Origin of the sequence: Piscinibacter gummiphilus, from assembly GCF_002116905.1 — a bacterium.
Taxonomy (GTDB): domain Bacteria; phylum Pseudomonadota; class Gammaproteobacteria; order Burkholderiales; family Burkholderiaceae_C; genus Rhizobacter; species Rhizobacter gummiphilus.
On sequence record NZ_CP015118.1, the window covers coordinates 1,191,670 to 1,210,446 of the forward strand.

Sequence of the window (18,777 nt, forward strand, 5' to 3'; positions counted from 1 at the left end):
CGGACCCGGGAACCCGTCACAATGCCCCGCGTGCGCCCGCGGGCGCGGAAAGGAACGGACCGCTTGCCTGCACGGGAAGACGCTGCTGACACCACGGCCCCGGCGAACGACCGGGCGGCCGCGCGTGCGCGCTGCCTCGCGTTCGGGCCCTTCCGGCTGTTCCCCGCGCAGCGGCTGCTGCTCGATGGCGACGTGCCGGTGCGGCTCGGCCGCCGCACCTTCGACCTGCTCGTGCTGTTCGCCGAGTCGCCCGACACCCTGTTCACCGAAGCGGACCTGATCGCGCGCCTGTGGCCCGGCGTGCCGCCCGCGCAGGCCCACCTCGCCGACCACGTGGAGGTGCTCAACCGCATTTTCCGCCGTGCGCGTCCGCTGTTCGAGCCGGCCGGGGCGGGCTACCGCTTCGTGATGGAACCGGCCGTGCCTGACATGAAGCGGGTGGCGCGCCTGATCGGCCGCGAGGCGCTGGTGGGCGATGCCTGTGCCCGCCTCGCCGAACGGCGTTTCGTCACGCTCCTGGGGCCGGGTGGCATCGGCAAGACCTCCGTCGCGCTGGCGGTGGCCGACCGCGTGGGGCCGGGCTTCGCCGGCGGCGTGTGTGTGGTCGACCTCGCCCCTGTCGCCGAGGAGCGCCTCGTGCCCGGCGCCCTTGCCGCGGCGCTCGGCGTGCCCACGCCGTCGGGCGACCCGGTGCGCGGCCTCGTCGCACTGCTGGAGGGGCGCGACCTGCTGGTCGTGCTCGACAACTGCGAACACGTGATCGACGCCGCGGCGGCGCTCGCCGAGGCGCTGCTGACCGGGCTCTCCCGCGTGCGGGTGCTGGCGACGAGCCGCGAGCCGCTGCATGCGCAGGGCGAATGGCAGCTGCGGGTCATGCCGATGGACCTGCCGTCCGCCACCGGTGGGCTGACGGCCCGCGAGGCGCTCCAGTCTCCCGCGGTGCAGCTGTTCGTCGAACGGGCGGGCGGGGCCCTCGGCGGGCGCGGGCTCACCGACGACGATGCGCCGCGGGTCGCCGACCTGTGCCGCCGGCTCGACGGCATCCCGCTCGCGATCGAGCTGGCCGCCGCGCACGTGGAACACCTGGGCGTGGCCGAACTGTCGCGGCAGCTCGCCGAACGCCAGCTCACCGTGGCGCGCGACGGCGCGGGTCCCGGGCACCGCCACCGCACGCTGCAGGCGGCCATCGACTGGAGCTTCACGCGGCTCTCCCCCGGGGAGCAGGTGGCCTTCCAGCGCCTCGCGGTGTTCCGCGGCGAGTTCTCGCACGAGGACGGCGCCGCGGTGGTGGCGTGCGAGCCCGTGTCGTTCCCGGCCGCGCTGGAGCACGTGGCGGACCTCGCGGCCAAGTCGCTGCTGTCGATCGAACCGCGCGGCGACACCGTGCACTACCGCCTCTTCGAGACCACACGCGCGTTCGCCTCGGAGAAGCTCGCCGCCTCGGGCGATGCGCCGGAGGCGTTCCGCCGCCATGCCGAGCACTGCCTGCGCCGGCTGCGCGAAGGCGAACGCGACTGGACGGTGATGCCGCGCGATGCCTGGCGCGCCGTGCATGGCCGCCTGATCGACGACGTGCGGGCCGCGATCGACGGGTCGTTCCAGCCGGACGGTGATGCCCGGCTCGGCCTCGAGCTCACCGCCGACGCGATGGGGCTCGCCGACCAGCTGGGCCTGCTCGCGGAGTTCCGGGACCGGGCCGAACTCGCGCTGCGGGCGATGCCGGGCCTCCATCCCGTCGAGCCGGCGCTGGAGCTGCGCCTGCAGTCGACCTTCGCCGACTTCACCCAGCAGACGAACGGCGCCCACGACCGCGTGGCCGCGGCCTTCACGCGGGCCCTGCAGGTCGCCGACGAGATGGGCAGCCTGGAGCACCGCCGCAGCCCGCTGATGGGCCGGTGGCTCGGCGCCTTCGGCCGCGGCGAATACCCCGATGCGCTCCGCTTCGCGCGGGAACTGATGGACAACAGCACCGCGGCCGGCGACGACCTCGGCGCGTTCATCGCTGACCGCATGCTGGCCCAGGCCCACCACTTCCTGGGCGACCACGCGGCCGCGCGGCACCATGCCGAACGGGTGCTGATGCAGGCCGACCGCACCTACCCGCTCGCGCTGTCGCCCGCGCCGGTCGACGTGCGCAGTTCGATGCGCGTGGTGCTCGCGCGCATCCGGTGGCTCGAAGGCGATGCCGAGGGCGCCGCCAGGCTCGCGGACGAGGCGCTGGCCTTCGCCGAATCGGACCGCGCCTACGCGCTGTGCCAGGTGCTGGGCCTGGCGGTGGTGCCCATCGCGATCTGGCAAGGTCACGACGAGGCTGCGCGGCGGCACGTGGCGCGCATGGCGGCCCATGCCCGGCGCCATCAGTTGCGGTACTGGGGGGAGTGGGCCGGCGTGTTCGAGTCCGTGCTGGCCGAGCGGGACGGGGGCCCTGCCGCGCCGTCGCCCACGGGGCGCAAGCTGGTCGACCTGTTCGCCACGCTGGTCGGACGGGTGGCCGATCCCGAGGTGCTGGTGCGGGCCGAGGTCGGTGTGTCCGGCTGGGCCGCGCCCGAGGTGTTCCGGGCCCAGGGGGAGGCCGTGTGGCGGGCCGGCGGTGACCAGGCCGCGGCCGGTGCGGAAACCTGGCTCCGGCGCGCCCATGCGCGCGCGCTGGCGCAGTCGGCGCCGGCCTGGGCGTTGCGCGCCGCCACCAGCCTCGGCCGGGTGCTGCAGGCGACCGGGCGCGGCGGCGAGGCCCGCCCGTTGCTGGACGCGGCGCTGGCCGTGGCGGCCGATGGCCCCGACGCGGCGGCCGCCCGGGCCCTGCAACGCTGAGTCCTCCGTGCGCCCGTAGTAGATTCGGGCGGATGAGCGAGTCCGAATCCCCGCCGCCCGCGCCGTTCTACGAGGGTGCCACCTACACGCCAGAGAACAGCGTGGGCCACCTGCTGCGCCGGGTGATGCAGGGCATGATCGACGAGATCGGCGAACGCCTCGACCCCATCGGGCTCACGTACGCGCAGTGGACGCCGCTGATGCTGCTCTACACCGGGCGCGCGTCCACCGTCGCCGAACTCGCCCGCGAACACCTGACCGACCCGGGCGCCACCACGCGGCTGCTCGACCGGCTGGAGGCCAAGGGCCTGTGCCGCCGCGTGCGCTCCGAGGTGGACCGGCGGGTGGTGAACGTCGAACTCACGCCCGAGGGCCGCGAGGTGGCGTCGCACATCCCGGAGGTGCTGAGCGAGGTGATGAACGCGCGGCTCGCGGGCTTCAGCCGGGAGGAGTGGACCGAGTTGAAGGGGCTGCTGAAGCGGATGATCCTGAACGGCGAGGCGATGCGCTCCTGAGCGACGCCTTCAACCGTGCACCACCTCGACGGTGCTGTCGAACAGATACCCCACCCCCCGCTCCGTGAGGATGAACCGCGGCGCCCGCGGATCCACCTCGATCTTCTTGCGCAGCCGGCCCACCTGCACGTCGATCGTGCGGTCGTAGACCTCGTCGGTGTGCAGGCGCGAGAGTCCGATCAGCTGGTCGCGGCCCAGCACGCGCTGGGGCGCGGCGAGGAACGCCAGCAGCAGGTTGCATTCGCCGTTGCGCAGCGGCACCTCCTCGCCGCCCGGGGCGGTGAGGCGGCGCAGGCGCACGTTCAGCTCCCAGCCGGCGAAGCGGTAGGCGCGCACGCCGGCCATGGTGTCGGCCACCGTCTCGTGCATGCGCTGGCGGCGCAGCACGGCGCGGATGCGGGCCAGCAGCTCGCGGGGCGAGAAGGGCTTCGTCACGTAGTCGTCGGCGCCCAGCTCGAGGCCCATGACCCGGTCGGCCTCGTCCTTCCGGCCGGTCAGGATGATGATGGGCACCTTCGAGCGCTCGCGCAGCGCGCGGGCCAGCTGCAGGCCGTCCTCGCCGGGCAGGCGCAGGTCGAGCAGCACCACGTCGACGGGGCCGTGCTCGATCACCTGCAGCATTTCCCGGCCGCTTGCGACCGCGGTCACACGGAGGTCGAAGTCGCTGAGGTACACGGAGATCAGCTGGCGGATCGACACGTCGTCGTCCACCGCCAGCACATGCGGCAGCCCGGCGGGCGAGCCGCCGTCCGGGTGTGGAGAAAATCCTTCTGAATTCGTTTTCATGCCGGGGTACGGGACTGTACCGTTTACGTCCAAGGCCTGCTTTGTAACCGATGTCACATGAGTATGTCCTGGTGACATCAATCGTGGGCCCTCGCAGCGGTTCAATGAGCGACGTGTGGAGGCCCCCCGGGCGGGTCTTGCCGAGACTTCGATACCGCCGTGCCCGTTGCTCTGACCACCATTGCCGTCGCCGAACGCGACGACCTCATCCGGGCGCTCCTCGAGCGCTGGCTGGCCGAGGCCGGCCACCGGGTGGTGTGCCTTTCCCCTGCCGATCCCCTGCCGGACGGCCCGTTCGACCTCGTGATCGCGAGCGTGGACAACCCGCGCACCGCCACGGCGGAGGTGCGGACGCTCCAGGCGGGCCATGCGGCGCCGCTGCTGCTGACCTCGGCGCGCTTCTTCCCGGATCCGGCCGATGCCACCAGCCTCGCGCAACGCTTCGGCGTGCGCGCGGTGCTGGCCAAGCCCTACGACCGGGCGGCGCTTCTCGCGGCGGTGGCCGAGTGCCTCGGCTGAGCGGCTGACCCGGTCAGGCCGCGGGGGTGTCCCGCCCGAGCGAACGCGCCAGCGCCGTGGCGAGGTCGCGCGCCGACAGCGGCTTGCCGAGCACGGCGGCCGCCCCACCGGCCTGGGCGCGCCGCGTGACCGTGCCGGCGGGGTAGCCGGTGACCAGCAGCACGGGCACGTCGGCCCGGCGGGCGCGCACCGAGGCCATCAGCGAGGTGCCGGTCACGTGGGGCATGCGCTCGTCGGTGATGACCGCGTCGAAGCGCTCCGGGTCGGCTTCGAAGGCCGAGAGCGCGTCGGCGCTCGACGTGAAGCCCACCGGCTGGTAGCCGAGGCCGGCGAGGGTGTCGGTGGTGAGTTGCACGAGGGCCTCCTCGTCGTCGACCACGAGGATGCGCTCGCGCCGGCCGCGGGGCAGGGCCGCCCCCGGGTTCGCCGCCGCGCCGGCGGTGTCGGCCGACCGCGGGAGCCACACGGTGAACGTGCTGCCGGTCTGCACCGACGTGGCGACGTCGATGGCGCCGCCCATCTCGGTGACGATGCCGTGCACCAGCGAGAGGCCGAGGCCGGTGCCGGCGCCCGGTTCCTTCGTCGTGAAGAACGGGTCGAAGATGCGCGCGACCATGCTGGACGGGATGCCGATGCCGGTGTCCGTGACGGTGAGCACCACGTAGTCGCCGGCCGCGAGCGGGCCGGTGGTGACGAGGCGCTGCACGGGCAGCGACACCGCCTCGAGCGCCACCTGCACCGTGCCGCCCGCGGGCATCGCCTGGACGGCATTGGTGACGAGGTTCACCACCACCTGGTGCACCTGGGTGGAATCGCCCACCGCCGCCGCGTCGCCCGCCTCCAGCCGCGGCACCACCTTCATGCCCTCGGGCAGCGTGGCCGACAGCAGGTTCAGCACCTCGCGCACGACGCTCTCGATGCCCACCGGCACCCGCTCGGCCGCGCCGGTGCGGCTGAACGCGAGGATGCGCTCGACCAGCGCGCGGCCGCGTTCGCCCGCGGCCAGCACGAAGCCGAGGTCGCGTCGCATGCGGCTCTCGGGCCGGGTGTTGCGCATCATCATCTCGCCGAAGCCGAGGATGGCGCCGAGGATGTTGTTGAAATCGTGCGCGATGCCGCCGGCGAGCGTGCCCAGCGCCTCGAGGCGCTGGCTCTGCTGCAGCGCTTCTTCCGCACGCTTGCGGGCGTCGACGTCGCTCACGGAACCGGCCAGCCGCGTGGCTCGGCCGGCCATGTCGCGCACGCAGGTGCCGCGGATGCGCACCCAGCGGTGCGAGCCGTCGGGGTGGCGCATGCGCCATTCGCCGTCGTACGCGGGGGCCTTCCCGAGCACGTAGTTCTCGATCATCCCGAGCTGCGACTCCACGTCGTCGGGGTGGATCTTGATCATCGCCCGCCACTCGGCGCGCGGGCGCGTGGTGATGCCCGGCATCGCGAGGCCGAAGATGCGCTGGGCGCGTTCGGACATGAACATCTGGCCCGTGGCGATGTCCCAGTCCCAGATGCCGTCGTTGCTGCCGGCCACGGCCAGCGCGAAGCGTTCCTCGGACGCGCGCAGCGCCAGTTCGGCCAGGCGCCGCTCGGTGATGTCGGTGGACACGCCGCTCACCCGGGCCGGCTCGCCGCCCTGGGCCGGGATCATGAAGCCGCGCTCGTGGATCCAGCGCACCGTGCCGTCCGGCTGGACGATGCGGAACTCGGCCTCCCAGCGGTCGTCGGCCCGGGCGCCGGCGAGCCACCGGCCGAACTCGCTGCCGATGCGGGGCCGGTCCTCGGGGTGGATGCAGGCGACCCACAGGTGGGCGTCCTCGTACAGGTCCGCGACGGGGCGGCCCCAGATCTGCTCGAAGCTCGGGCTCGCGTAGATCACGCGCTCGGGCTGCACCTCGGTCATCCACACGACATCGGGCGTGGCGTCCGCCATGTGGCGGAAGCGGGTCTCGCTCCTGCGCAGGCGGTCGTTCTCGCGCGTCAGCGCTTCGCAGCGCGCGAGGGCTTCCGCGAGGGCGGCGTCGGGGTGGGCGGTGGGGGGCATGTGCGAATCCCGGACTCGGTCTAGGGGCGATTGGACAGGGGCACGGTATCCTCTGCGTGAACCAGGCCGGTGCGAGTGTGACAGGTGTCGTGACCCGTTCGTCGCACGTTCGTTCGTTTGCAACCGTTGTCATGGCGGAACCGATTCCGTTCATGGACGGGACACGCGCTCCCGGCACAGTGCCTCGTCGTCCCGGGACGGGTGCCTCGCCCTGGCCCGGGACATGCAACGAGATCCCACCGAGGATCGGGTCCGCGCCTCCCGCGCCCACCGGGGAATGAATGAACCAGCCGCTCGCATCGCCGTTTGCCGAACGCCCCATCACCTTCGGTCCCTTCACGCTGCTGCCCGCCAGCGGCGTGCTGCTGGAAGGTGGGCGCCCGGTGCGGCTGGGCGGGCGGGCCCTCGGGCTGCTGGCCGGCCTGCTGCAGCGCGCCGGCGAGGTGGTCTCGAAGGCCGAGCTGATCTCGCTCGTGTGGCCCGGGGACGGCGCCGAGGAAACCACGCTGCGCGTGCACATCGGCGCGTTGCGCAAGGTGCTGGGCGATGGGCAGGGCGGGGTGCGGTACATCGCCAACGTGGCGGGCCGGGGCTACACCTTCGTCGGCCTGGTCGACCGCGGCGACGACTCCGCGGCGCCCCCGGCTTCGGCGCCGGCACCGGCCGTGGCACGCCGCCCGCTGCCTGCGCGGCTCGCGCGCCTCGTGGGGCGGGGCGACGTCGTGGCCTCGCTCGTGCACCACCTGCCGAACAAGCGCCTGATCACGCTCTGCGGCGCGGGCGGCATGGGCAAGACCACCGTCGCGCTGGCCGCGGCCGAGCAGCTGCAGGCGAGCTACCCCGACGGCGTGCACTTCGTGGACCTCTGCACCGTCACCGACCCCGGCCTGGTGCCGGACGCCGTTGCCGCGGCGGTCGACTTCGCCCCGCCCGTGGCCGACGACCCCGGGGCACTCGTGGCGCACCTGGCGACCCGGCGCCTGCTGCTGGTGCTGGACGGCTGCGAGCACCTGCTCGAGGCGGCCGCGTCGATGGCGGTCGCCCTGCTGCACACCGCGCCCGGCGTCGACGTGATCGCCACCAGCCGCGAGCCGCTGCAGTGCGACGGCGAATGGGTCCAGCGGCTGCCCCCGCTCGCGTGTCCGCCCGCCGGGGCGGCCCTCAGCGCGGCCGACGCGATGCGCTACCCGGCCGTGCAGCTGTTCGTCGAGCGGGCCATCGCCAGCCTCGACAGCTTCCAGCTCGGCGACGCCGACGCACCCGGCGTGGCCGAGCTGTGCACGAGCCTCGACGGCATGCCGTTCGCGCTCGAACTCGCGGCCGCGCAGGTGGACGCCTTCGGCATCCGCGGGCTGCTGCGCCTGCTCGACGACCGCTTCCGCGTGCTGTCGAACGGCATGCGCAACCAGTTGCCGCGGCACCGCACGCTGCGGGCGCTGCTCGACTGGAGCCACGATTCGCTGTCGGACGCCGAGCAACGCACGCTGTCGCGGCTCGCCGTGTTCCGCGGCGAGTTCACCGTCGAATGGGCCTCGGCCGTCGCGGGCCACGACACCACGCCCGGCTTCGCGCTGGTGGATGCCATCGGGTCGCTCGCGGCCAAGTCGCTGCTGACGGTGGACACCGCCAGCGACACCGTGCGCTACCGGCTGCTCGACACCACCCGGGTCTACGCGCTCGAGAAGCTGGTGCAGGGCGGCGAGGCGCACGACGTGCGCCGGCGCCACGCCGAGCACTGGATGACGATGTTCGGCGCCGCGAGCCAGGAGATCGTGGGACCGTCGCGCGCGGCCTGGGCCGACGCCAACGGCCGGGCCATCCACGACGTGCGCGCCGCCCTCGACTGGGCGCTGTCGCCCGGGGGCGATCCGAAGCTCGCGGCGTCGCTGATCCTCGCGAGCCACCCGCTCGCCCACTACCTCGGGCTTGCCGACGAATGGCGGCGGCACATGGAGCGCTGCCTGCAGCACGCCCACCTGCTCGACGCGCGCGTCCAGCAGCGCCTGCACTGCTGGCGGGGCGCGCTGCTCGGCCAGACGCAGGGCTGCCCGCCCGCGCTCGCCGAGGCCTTCGAGCGGGCCGAGGCCATCGGGGCCGCGTCCACCGAACCCGACCTCATCGTCGAGGGGCACAAGTCGCGCTGGCTGCGGGCCTTCTCGTCGGCCGACTACCGCGTCGCGCGCGATGCCGCGCGCCAGGTGCACGCCGCCGCCGAACACGATCCCTTCGCGCGCATCTGGGCCGAACGGGCGCAGGCGCAGGCGAGCCACTTCCTCGGCGAGGACGGACCCGTGCACGAGGTCGCGCTGCGCGTGCTGGCCGAGGTTTCCCCGATGGAACACCGGCGCAAGCACATCACCATCATGGTCGACCGGCGGGTGTCGATCGGTTCGCTGCACGCCCGCGCGCTGTGGCTCGAAGGCCTGGCCGACGAGGCCGAGCAGTCGCTGCTGCTGCCGCTCGCGTGCGCGCAGCACGACCTGCCCCATGCGCTGTGCCACGCCTACGCGTTCAGTGCCGCGCCCATCGCGCTGTGGCGCGGCGACCTCGATGCGGCGGCCAGCCGCATCGACCGGCTCGTCGAGCAGGCCGAGCGGCATGCGCTCGGCTACTGGGCCGGGTGGGGCCGCCACCTGCGGCAGGTGCTGGCGTGGCGGCGGGGCGAGGCCGTCGACTTCGGGGCCTGGTCGCAACGCCTCGCGGCCCAGACCGACAAGCAGGCCGACCTGATGGCCGCGCTCGCGGCGCCGCTGGTCACCGACCGTGGCGTGGCGCGCGTGCGCGAGGGCTGCGTCGGCTGGTGCGCGCCGGAGATCCTGCGCGCGAGCGCGATGCAGTCGCTGCGCCGCGGCGCGGACCCGGCCGCCGTGCGCGAGGCCGTCAGCGAGGCGCTCGCGCTGGCCCGCAGCAAGGGCATGCTCGCCTGGGAGCTGCGCGCGGCCACGAGCCTCGCGCGGCTGTGGGCGGAGGCGGGTGAGCCCGCGCGGGGCCGCGACCTGCTCGCCGCCGTCTGCGAGCAGTTCACGGAAGGGTTCGGCACGGCCGACTGGCGCGCGGCGCAGCGGCTGCTGTCGGCCTCCGGTGCGGAGGTGGCGGTGCCATGACCCCGTCGAGCCCCGACACCGCCGACACCGTCTGGCAGTTCGGCAGCTTCCGCCTGTCTCCGGGACGCCGCGAGCTGCTCGCCGACGGCGAGGTGGTGCCCATCGGCGGACGGGCCTTCGACATCCTCTCGGCCCTGGTCGAGCGCGCCGGCAACGTCGTGGCGCGCGACGAACTCACCGCGCGGGTCTGGCCCCGCACCATCGTCGAGGAGAGCAGCCTGCGCGTGCAGGTCGGCCTGCTCCGGCGTGCGCTCGGACCCGCGGCCTCGTTCGTCGTGACCGTGCCGGGGCGCGGGTATTCGTTCGTGGGTGCCGTGAGCGAACTGAACGACACGCCCGTGCCCGACGCGGCCGTGGCGGTGGCGCCCGAGGCCGGCCGGCCCGTGCTGCCGCTGCCCGTGCGCCTGTCCCCCACGCTGGGCCGCGAGGCCGCGGCGGCCGCGCTGCGGGCGAAGGTGCTGGCGCATCCGCTGGTGACCGTGCTGGGGCTCGGGGGCGTCGGCAAGTCGGCGCTCGCGCTGTCGGTGGCCGAGGGCCTCGCCGAGGAATTCCCCGACGGGTTGCGGTACCTCGACTTCCAGGTCGAACCCGATCCCGAGGTCCTGCGCGCGCTGCTCGCCGACGCCGCGGGACGGCGCATGCTGGTGCTGCTCGACGGCTGCGACGGCCGCATCGAGGCCGCGGCCGGCCTTGCCGCGGCGCTGGCCGAGGCGTCGCCGGACCTGGCCGTGCTGGCCACGGGGCGCGAGCGGTTGCGCGTCACCGGTGAGCAGGTCGTGCGCCTGCCGCCGCTCGACGTGCCGCCGGACGGCACGGCCACGGCCGAAGCCGCGCTCGGCTGGGGTGCGGTGCAGCTGTTCGTCGAACGCGCACGGGCCAGCCGCGACGCGTGGACGCTGACCGACCGCGACGCGCCGTGGGTCGCCGACCTGTGCCGCCGGCTCGACGGCGTGCCGCTCGCCATCGAGATGGCCGCGGCCGCGGTGGACGTCCTCGGCGTGCGAGGGGTGCTGGGTCAGCTCGACGGCCCCATGCCGCTGCTCGACCGGCGCCGGCGCACGCGCCAGGTCCGGCAGCAGTCGCTGCGGGCCAGCCTCGACTGGAGCCACGATCGGCTGGGCGCGCGCGAGCAGGCGGTGCTGCGCCGCGTCGCGGTGTTCGCGTCCGTGTTCTCGCTCGACGACGCGATCGCGGTGGCGGCCTTCGACGGCGTCGACGAAGTAGACGTCACGCAGGCGATGGCCGCGCTCGTCGGGGTTTCGCTCCTGAGCACGGTGCCGGGCGCGGGCGACACGGCCTACCGGCTGCTCGCGGTGACCCGCGCGTACGCGGCCGCGAAGCTCGATGCCAGCGGCGAACGCGCCGCCATGGTGGACCGCCTCGCGCGACGGCCTTCGCAACAATTCACACCTCGCTCATAGCCACGTCGGCGGGTGCGCGGCACAGTCACGTCGATCCCACGTGACACAGGAAACGCCATGAACCGACTCGCCCCCGCCCGCATCCAGGTCCACATCGCCCACGCCTACCCGCTGGTGGCGCGCGGCATCGAACGGGTGCTCGGTGACCTGTCCGACGTGGACGCCACGCTCGACGAGGGCGAGGGCGCCGGGGCCGACATCGTGATCGCGGACTACCACGACGGCCTGGAGCGCACCGCCCGCGCGCGGCGCGAGTCGGTGGGCCGGCGCACGCGCACGCCGCGCGTCGTGATCCTCACCGAATGGTGCCGCGAGCAGAACGTGCGCCTCGCGATGGAGGCCGGTGTCGCCGGCTACCTGCAGCAGGGCTGCACCACGCAGCAGTTCGTCGACTGCATCCGCCACGTCGCGGCCGGGTCCCGCTACATCGAGAGCGAACTCGCGATCCGCATGGCCGACAGCCTGTCCCACGAGGCCCTCACGGGCCGCGAGTGCGACGTGCTGCGGGTGCTGGTCGCCGGCCGCTGCAACAAGTCCATCGCCATCGACCTGGGCATCTCGGTGGGCACGGTGAAGGCCCACGTGAAGGCGATCATGGCCAAGCTGCGGGCGGTGTCCCGCACCGAGGCCGCCAGCATCGCGCTGCAGCGGGGCCTGCTGGCCGAACACCCGGCCGCGGCACCGAACCCCGCCGGACGGGGCGCATCTGCGGCAAACGCACGAATGCCAGCCTTGATCGCCGGTTGAAGACCACTACACTGCGCAGCACCCACCACCGAGAGAGGGCCGGGCGGCACCGTCCCGGACACCACGGAAGTCCATGCCAGCGCGTCGCCAGTTCCTGTTGCAGGCCGGAGGCCTCGGCCTGAGCGCCACTGCGCCGTCGCTCGCCCGGGCCCGTGCCACCGACATCCGGCTCACCGCGGGCAACATCCTCTCCGCCAACCACCCGCTCAACGTGCGGCTGGCCGAGGCGGTCTCGGCCATCCAGTCGGAGAGCCGCGGCCGCGTGTCGATCCAGGTGTTCCCGGGCGGGCAGCTGGGGTCCGACGTCGACATGCTCGCGCAGCTGCGCAGCGGTGAAATCCAGTTCATGACCCTGTCGGGGCCCATCCTGTCGACGCTCGTGCCGGCGGCCGCGGTCAACGGCATCGGCTTCGCGTTCAAGGACTACGACCGCGTCTGGCAGGCGATGGACGGCGCGCTCGGCGCCCACGTGCGGGCCGAGATCGCCCGCCACAACCTCGTCGCGTTCGACCACATCTGGGACAACGGCTTCCGCCAGATCACCACGTCCACGCGTCCGATCGAGACACCGGCCGACCTCAAGGGCCTTCGCCTGCGCGTGCCGGTGGGGCCGCTGTGGACCTCGATGTTCCGCGCCTTCGACGCCGATCCCACCTCGCTCAACTTCGGCGAGGTGTACGCCGCGCTGCGCGCGAACGTGGTGGAAGGGCAGGAGAACCCGCTGGCCGTGGTGCAGATGGCCCGGCTGCACGAGGTGCAGCGCCATTGCGCGATGACCCACCACATGTGGGACGGCTTCTGGTTCCTGGCCAACGGCCGCACCTGGGCGGCGCTGCCGCACGAGGTGCGCCAGCTGGTGCTGTCGCACGTGAACGCGGCGGCGCTGAAGCAGCGCGGCGACGTGCGGCGCCTGAACGCCCGCCTGGAGACCCAGCTGATCGAGGCCGGGATGGTCTTCAACCGTCCCGACACCACGCCGTTCCGCGCGGCGCTCAGCCGCGTGGGGTTCTATGCCGACTGGAAGCAGCGGCTCGGGTCCGAGACCTGGACGCTGCTGGAGCAGGCGGGCGGGACGCTCGCCTGATCAGGCGAGGGCGGCCTCGGCCTTCAGGCCCTCGGGCGAGAGGATCACCACGCCGGACGGTTCGATGCGCAGCAGGTGCTGGCGCTCGAGCTTCTTCAGCAGCGCGTTGATGCGCTGGCGGCTCGCACCGAGCAGGTTCGCGAGGTCCTGCTGGGACATCTGCAGCGCGATGCGGATGCCGTCCCCACGCGGCACGCCGAAGCGGCGCGACAGCGTCAGCAGGTGGCCGATCAGGCGCTGCTCGTGCGACAGCGACACCGCGTCGGTGAACATGGCCATCATCTCCTGCGCGCGCTGGCAGTTGATGCGCGCGAGCGCGATGCCCAGCAGCGGCTGGCGCCGCAGCAGCGACAGCAGGTCGGGCTTGCTGACGACGAGCAGCGTGGTGGTCATGCAGGTCTGCGCGTCGTGGGTGAGGCTTTCGCCGTCCATCACGGCCACGTCGCCGAACCAGTCGCCCGGGCCCGCCAGCGTGAAGATCACCTGGCGGCCGGCGCGGGTGCCCGAACACAGCTTGACCGCACCGCGTGCCACGCCGAACCATTCGTCGGCCTTGCCGAGGGCGTGGGTCATGGTCTGGCCGGCCGGCACGCGCCGCACGCCGGCGATGGACACCAGGGCCTGCCCGAGCTCGGCCGGCAGGCCGCGGAACCACGGCGCATCGACCATCGCCCGGGTTTCCTCGGCGGTGAGCCGGGTGCGCCAGTCGGAGGCCGCCGTGGGGAACGGGATGATGGAAGGCTCGGGCGCCAGGCACGCAGCGACGGTCATGAAAAGCCTCGTGATCGACAACTCATGGGAGCGAAAATAAACCGAGCGCTCGCTCGGTTTTCGCCGAGTCTACAATCTGCGGCCTTCACGGTCAAACCGGTCGACCCCCACCCATGCAGCTCCAGCTTCCCCCGCGGTTCGGCTTCTCAGAGTTCAAGCGCGCGACCCCGATCGACGCGGCCACGGTGTGGCAGGTGCTGATCGAGCGCAACGCCGAGCGGGTGCCCGTCAAGCGCCCGGAGGTGGCGCGCGAGAACCTGCGCCGCATCATCGAGTCGACCTTCCGCCTCGCGAACAAGGCCGGCTTCGGGGCGATGACGCTGCGCGAGCTGAGCCAGGAGGCCGGGCTGTCGATGGGCGGGCTCTACGGCTACATCACGAGCAAGGACGACCTCGCGTCGATGATGGAGGACATGATCCGGTACGTCGCCGGCGAGATCCCGGTGTGGTTCGCCGGCCACGGCGAGACGCCGCTGGACCGGCTCGACGCGATCATGCGGGCGCTCGTGTACCAGGCCGAACTGCTGCAGCCGTGGTTCTACTTCGTGTTCATGGAGTCGCGCACGCTGTCGTCGGCGCAGAAGCTGATCGCGAAGAACTCCGAGCTCGACATGCACCGTGCGCTGGTGCAGCTGATCGAGGAGGGCGGCGAGGCCGACCCGTTGCGCGCCCAGATGGCGGCGGCCCACATCCACGTGATGATCCAGGACTGGCACATCAAGCGCTGGAAGTACAAGCAGATGAAGGCGACCGTGGACCAGTTCGCCGACAGCGTGAGCCGCTTCGTGCGGGGCGGGCTGGCCCGCCCCGCGGACTGACGGGATCCCGTCAGCGCTTGACCGCCAGCAGGTGCCGCACCACCGGCTTCTGCCCGCCGGTGTGCCAGCGGGCGGCCTCGGCCTGCAGGTCGGCATCCGCGTGCGACACGCGGTGGTGCTGCCGCAGGTGTTCCGCCCACGACTCGACGAGGAACCATTCGATGATGAACCCCGGCCGCTCGGTGTCGTCCATCAACCCCCAGGCGTAGGCGCCGTCGCGGCGGCGGATGGCCGCGAGGGCGTCCATGCTGGCGGTGAAGGCGGCGCGGTCGGTCTCCTTCACCTGGTACTCGACCTGGATCATCACCGGCCCGCGGTCGCCGGCCTCGGCCATCGTCGTGAGCGGTTCGGGCCAGTGGTTCGACGGCTGCAGGTTCGCGTCGCCCGACGGCAGCGCGATGCGCCGCGCCACGAGGGCGCTGACGACCAGGCCGGCGGCGCTGGCCACCAGCGTCATCGGCACGCCGATGGCCTGCGCGACCCCGCCCCAGGCGAGGCTGCCGGCGGTCATCGCGCCGTTGAACACCGTGAGGTACACCGCGAGGCCGCGCCCGCGCACCCAGTTCGGCAGGATGCCCTGCGCCACGCCGTTGAGCGTGGTCAGCGCCGTGATCCAGCCCGCGCCGAGCACCAGCATCAACACCAGGGCCAGCCACTGCGGCGGCGCGGACGACAGCGCGAGCAGCACGGCACCCACGAGCACGGCCGCGGCGAGCATCAGCCCGTCGGGACCGAGCCGGTCGCGGGCCTTCGGCAGCAGCACCGCACCACCGATCGCGCCGAGGCCCACGGCCCCGAGCATCAGCCCGTAGAAGCCCGCCGTGCCCCCGAGCAGCTGGCGCGCGACGAGCGGCAGCAGCGCCCACACCGCGCTCGAGAACGCGAAGAACACGGCCACGCGAAGCATCACGCGGTGCAGCTCGCGGCTCGACCGCGTGAAGCGCATGCCCGCGCGCAGCGCGCCGGTGAAGTTCTCGGAGAGCGCGTCGGACGCGGCCGCCGGCCGGCGCCACCACAGCAGCGCACCGATCACGAACACGTACGTGAGCACGTCCGCGCCGTAGGTGTACGACGCGCCCAGCAGCCCGAGCAGCAGCCCGCCCGCGGCCGGCCCGATCGCACGGGCGATGTTGATGCCCAGCGAGTTCAGCGCCACGGCGCTGCGCAGCGATGACCGGTCCACGAGTTCGGGCACGATGGATTGCCACGTGGGCCCCATCAGCGCGGCGCCCACGCCGCCGAGCAGCGTGAGCAGCGTCAGCGACAGCAGCGTCTGCGCGCCGGTGTGCGAGAGCACCATCAGCGTGCCGCTCACCGCGGCCAGCAGCACCTGGATGCCGATCAGGAAGCGGCGGCGGTCGAGGATGTCCGACAGCACGCCGGCGGGGATCGCGAGCAGGAAGATCGGCAGCGTGGCGGCCGCCTGGATCATCGCGACCGCGGCGGGGCTCGCGGACAGGTCGGTGACGACCCACGCGCTCGCCACGTCCCGCATGAAACTGCCGATGTTGCCGACGACGGTGGCCACCCACAGGACCGCGAAGGTCTTGTGGCGCAGCGGGGCGAGGCTGCCGCCTTGTGCGGTGTCCGTCATCGCGTGGACGCCCGTTCGCGCAGGTCCATCCAGGCCACCAGCACGAAGCCGCCGGCCAGGCCCAGGTGTTCGTAGAACGCGTTCATCAGCATGAAACGGTCGTGGCCCGAGGCCTCCCAGTAGCGGTTGGCGACGAGCGTGGCGCCGACCGTGAAGACGGCGAGCGCGACGGCACCGAGCCAGCGCAGCCGGCCCGACAGGATCAGCGCCGCGGCGCCCAGTTCGAGCACGATCACCGCGAGCGCGAGCGGCACGGCGGGCTGCAGTCCGAAGTGGTTCATCTCGGCGACGGCACCGCCGAAGTCGAAGGCCTTGACGAGGCCGCCCTGGAGGTAGGCGGCGCACAGCGCGAGCAGCGCGAACCAGCGGATCGCGGGGGAAGAAAGTGTCATGGGAAAGTCCTCACACGGCCCAGCACGCGCAGCCCAGCGCGCCCCAGAAGTCCTTGAAATCGGCGGCCGGCACCTCCTTGCGCCAGGCCTGCCCGTGCTGGTGGCCGTGCACGCCGCACGCCTTCGCGCAGCCGCATGCGGCGTTGCGTTGCATCGCGGCCTGCAGCGGCGCGCCGTCGCGTTCGCCCCAGGCGCCGTAGCCGCCGTAGCGGCGCACCGGCGACCAGTCCGGCATGGCCGGCGGCGGGACCTCGTCGAGCCCGGCGAAGTCGCCCGCGCCGTACACCACCTTGCCACCCACCACGGTCAGCAGCGATGTGGTGTCGGCGATCTCGGATTCGGCACACGCGAAGAAGTCGCGGTCGGGCACCATCAGGTCGGCGAGCTGGCCCGCCTCGATGCGGCCCTTCTTGCCTTCCTCGTTGGAGAACCAGGTGACGTTCTCGGTCCACATGCGCAGCGCGGCCTCGCGGTCCAGGCAGTTGCGCTGCGGGTACAGGCGCAGGCCGCCCACGGTGGTGCCGGTGACGAGCCACGAGAGAGACACCCACGGGTTGTACGACGCGACGCGCGTGGCATCGGTGCCCGCGGACACCTTCACGCCCTTCTCGAGCAGCTTCGAGACCGGCGGCGTGGCCGCGGCGGCGTCGAGGCCATAGCGTTCGACGAAGTACTCGCCCTGGTAGGCCATGCGGTGCTGCACCGCCACGCCGCCGCCGAGCGCGGCCACGCGGTCCATCGATTTCTCGGAGATGGTCTCGGCGTGGTCGAAGAACCAGTTCAGGCCCGACAGCGGGATGTCGCGGTTCACCTTCTCGAACACGTCGAGCGCGCGCGTGATGGTCTCGTCGTAGGTCGCGTGCATGCGCCACGGCCAGCGGTTCTGCGCGAGGATGCGCACCACCTCCTCGAGGTCGCCCTCCATCTCCGGGCCCATGTCCGGGCGCGGTTGGCGGAAGTCCTCGAAGTCGGCCGCAGAGAACACGAGCATCTCGCCCGCGCCGTTGTGGCGGAAGTAGTCGTCGCCCTGCTTGTACGTGGAGCCGGCGGTCCAGCGGAGGAAGTCGTCCTTCTCCTGCTTCGGCTTCTGCGTGAAGAGGTTGTAGGCGATGCGGATGGTCAGCTGGTCGGCCTTGGCCAGCTGGTCGATGACCTGGTAGTCCTCGGGGTAGTTCTGGAAGCCACCGCCGGCGTCGAGCGCGCCGGTGACGCCGAGGCGGTTCAGCTCGCGCATGAAGTGGCGCGTGGAGTTGACCTGGTACTCGAGGGGCAGCTTCGGGCCCTTCGCGAGCGTGGCGTACAGGATGGACGCGTTGGGCTTCGCGAGCAGCAGGCCCGTCGGGTTGCCTGCGGCGTCGCGCAGGATCTGGCCGCCGGGCGGCTCGGGCGTGTCGCGGCCATAGCCCACCACACGCAGCGCGGCGGCATTGAGCAGCGCGCGGTCGTACAGGTGCAGGATGAACACGGGCGTGTCGGGTGCCACGGCGTTCAGTTCCTCGAGCGTGGGCAGGCGCTTCTCGATGAACTGGTGTTCGGTGAATCCGCCCACCACGCGCACCCATTGCGGCGCGGGGGTGATGGCGACCTGCTGGCGCAGCATCTCCATCGCGTCGGCGAGCGAACGCACGCCGTCCCAGCGCAGCTCCATGTTGTAGTTCAGGCCGCCGCGGATGACGTGGATGTGGTTGTCGATCAGGCCGGGCAGCACGGGGCGGCCGCGAAGGTCGATCACCTTCGTGTCCGGGCCGGCGAGGGCCATCACCTCGGCGTCGTGGCCGACGTGGACGAAACGGCCGCCGCGGATCGCGACCGCGCTCGCGGTGGGCTGGGCGCGGTTCAGCGTGGTGAAGCGGCCGTGGTGGAGGATGAGGTCGGGAACGAGGTCAGGCATGGTCTTTCCTGTCGGCGCAGCGGGGCAGTTCCCCGAACATGTGCGGCTTGACCTGGTGGTGCAGCCAGGACACCTCCGCAGTGTCGCGCTGCCAGAGCTTCTTCACCAGGGGCGGCAGCTGCTCGCCGGCCAGGATGCCGAGCAGGCCCACGAGGGCGATGACCGGCGGCGCGGGCGAGCGCACGTTGAACAGGGCGTAGATGACACCCACGAGCAGGCCCACGGCCAGCGAGACGAGATAGGTTTTCACGAGCACCTCCAGGGGCGGGAGCGGCGGCCGCGGACAGCC

At 72.8% G+C, this 18,777-nt stretch carries 15 protein-coding genes; 8 read left to right on the forward strand and 7 right to left on the reverse strand.

The window, feature by feature from the left end:
- Positions 1 to 63: 63 nt before the first annotated feature.
- Both A4W93_RS05380 and A4W93_RS05385 read left to right on the forward strand, forming a co-directional pair.
- Positions 64 to 2,811 (forward strand): ATP-binding protein, encoded by a 2,748-nt coding sequence (locus A4W93_RS05380; RefSeq protein ID WP_085749636.1) that lies wholly within the window; start codon positions 64 to 66, stop codon positions 2,809 to 2,811.
- A 32-nt stretch (positions 2,812 to 2,843) separates the two neighbouring features.
- Entirely contained in the window at positions 2,844 to 3,326 is a 483-nt protein-coding gene (locus A4W93_RS05385; protein ID WP_085749637.1) for a MarR family winged helix-turn-helix transcriptional regulator, read from the forward strand.
- A gap of 9 nt (positions 3,327 to 3,335) precedes the next feature.
- Here A4W93_RS05385 and A4W93_RS05390 read toward each other — a convergent pair whose 3' ends face one another.
- Positions 3,336 to 4,112: a response regulator gene (locus A4W93_RS05390; RefSeq protein ID WP_085749638.1), complete on the reverse strand. Its 777-nt coding sequence runs from the start codon at positions 4,110 to 4,112 to the stop codon at positions 3,336 to 3,338.
- A 159-nt stretch (positions 4,113 to 4,271) separates the two neighbouring features.
- Between A4W93_RS05390 and A4W93_RS05395 the strand changes: the two genes are divergently transcribed.
- Complete coding sequence (locus tag A4W93_RS05395; RefSeq protein WP_085749639.1) at positions 4,272 to 4,631, forward strand: response regulator; 360 nt, start codon at positions 4,272 to 4,274, stop codon at positions 4,629 to 4,631.
- Positions 4,632 to 4,644: 13 nt separating this feature from the next.
- Here A4W93_RS05395 and A4W93_RS05400 read toward each other — a convergent pair whose 3' ends face one another.
- On the reverse strand, positions 4,645 to 6,666 hold the full coding sequence (locus A4W93_RS05400; protein WP_085749640.1) for a PAS domain-containing protein: 2,022 nt from the start codon (positions 6,664 to 6,666) through the stop codon (positions 4,645 to 4,647).
- A 281-nt stretch (positions 6,667 to 6,947) separates the two neighbouring features.
- Here A4W93_RS05400 and A4W93_RS05405 point away from each other — a divergent pair, with 281 nt between their 5' ends.
- The 4 genes from A4W93_RS05405 (at position 6,948) to A4W93_RS05420 (ending at position 13,022) form a co-directional block, all read left to right on the forward strand.
- Positions 6,948 to 9,770 carry an ATP-binding protein gene (locus A4W93_RS05405; RefSeq protein WP_085749641.1) on the forward strand — a complete coding sequence of 941 codons (2,823 nt, stop codon included), beginning with the start codon at positions 6,948 to 6,950 and terminating at the stop codon, positions 9,768 to 9,770.
- Positions 9,767 to 11,191 (forward strand): ATP-binding protein, encoded by a 1,425-nt coding sequence (locus A4W93_RS05410; RefSeq protein WP_085749642.1) that lies wholly within the window; start codon positions 9,767 to 9,769, stop codon positions 11,189 to 11,191. Before A4W93_RS05405 ends, A4W93_RS05410 begins: the two co-directional genes overlap by 4 nt.
- Positions 11,192 to 11,248: 57 nt before the next feature.
- On the forward strand, positions 11,249 to 11,938 hold the full coding sequence (locus A4W93_RS30235) for a LuxR C-terminal-related transcriptional regulator (protein WP_085749643.1): 690 nt from the start codon (positions 11,249 to 11,251) through the stop codon (positions 11,936 to 11,938).
- A 73-nt stretch (positions 11,939 to 12,011) separates the two neighbouring features.
- Positions 12,012 to 13,022: a TRAP transporter substrate-binding protein gene (locus A4W93_RS05420; protein ID WP_085749644.1), complete on the forward strand. Its 1,011-nt coding sequence runs from the start codon at positions 12,012 to 12,014 to the stop codon at positions 13,020 to 13,022.
- Here the strand turns inward: A4W93_RS05420 and A4W93_RS05425 are convergent, their stop codons facing one another.
- Positions 13,023 to 13,793, reverse strand: a complete 771-nt coding sequence (locus A4W93_RS05425) for a Crp/Fnr family transcriptional regulator (protein ID WP_085749645.1) — start codon at positions 13,791 to 13,793, stop codon at positions 13,023 to 13,025.
- A gap of 113 nt (positions 13,794 to 13,906) precedes the next feature.
- Between A4W93_RS05425 and A4W93_RS05430 the strand changes: the two genes are divergently transcribed.
- Entirely contained in the window at positions 13,907 to 14,611 is a 705-nt protein-coding gene (locus tag A4W93_RS05430; protein WP_085749646.1) for a TetR/AcrR family transcriptional regulator, read from the forward strand.
- A gap of 10 nt (positions 14,612 to 14,621) precedes the next feature.
- Here the strand turns inward: A4W93_RS05430 and A4W93_RS05435 are convergent, their stop codons facing one another.
- The 4 genes from A4W93_RS05435 to A4W93_RS05450 are packed head-to-tail and all read right to left on the reverse strand — an operon-like array spanning position 14,622 to position 18,738.
- Positions 14,622 to 16,205 (reverse strand): MFS transporter, encoded by a 1,584-nt coding sequence (locus tag A4W93_RS05435; RefSeq protein WP_085749647.1) that lies wholly within the window; start codon positions 16,203 to 16,205, stop codon positions 14,622 to 14,624.
- Positions 16,202 to 16,597: a DoxX family protein gene (locus tag A4W93_RS05440; protein ID WP_085749648.1), complete on the reverse strand. Its 396-nt coding sequence runs from the start codon at positions 16,595 to 16,597 to the stop codon at positions 16,202 to 16,204. The genes A4W93_RS05435 and A4W93_RS05440 overlap by 4 nt, the downstream gene beginning before the upstream one ends.
- A 10-nt stretch (positions 16,598 to 16,607) precedes the next feature.
- Complete coding sequence (locus tag A4W93_RS05445) at positions 16,608 to 18,488, reverse strand: amidohydrolase (protein WP_085749649.1); 1,881 nt, start codon at positions 18,486 to 18,488, stop codon at positions 16,608 to 16,610.
- A complete protein-coding gene (locus tag A4W93_RS05450; RefSeq protein ID WP_085754043.1) occupies positions 18,481 to 18,738 on the reverse strand; it encodes a XapX domain-containing protein in 258 nt (85 codons plus the stop codon). The genes A4W93_RS05445 and A4W93_RS05450 overlap by 8 nt, the downstream gene beginning before the upstream one ends.
- Positions 18,739 to 18,777 lie beyond the last annotated feature (39 nt).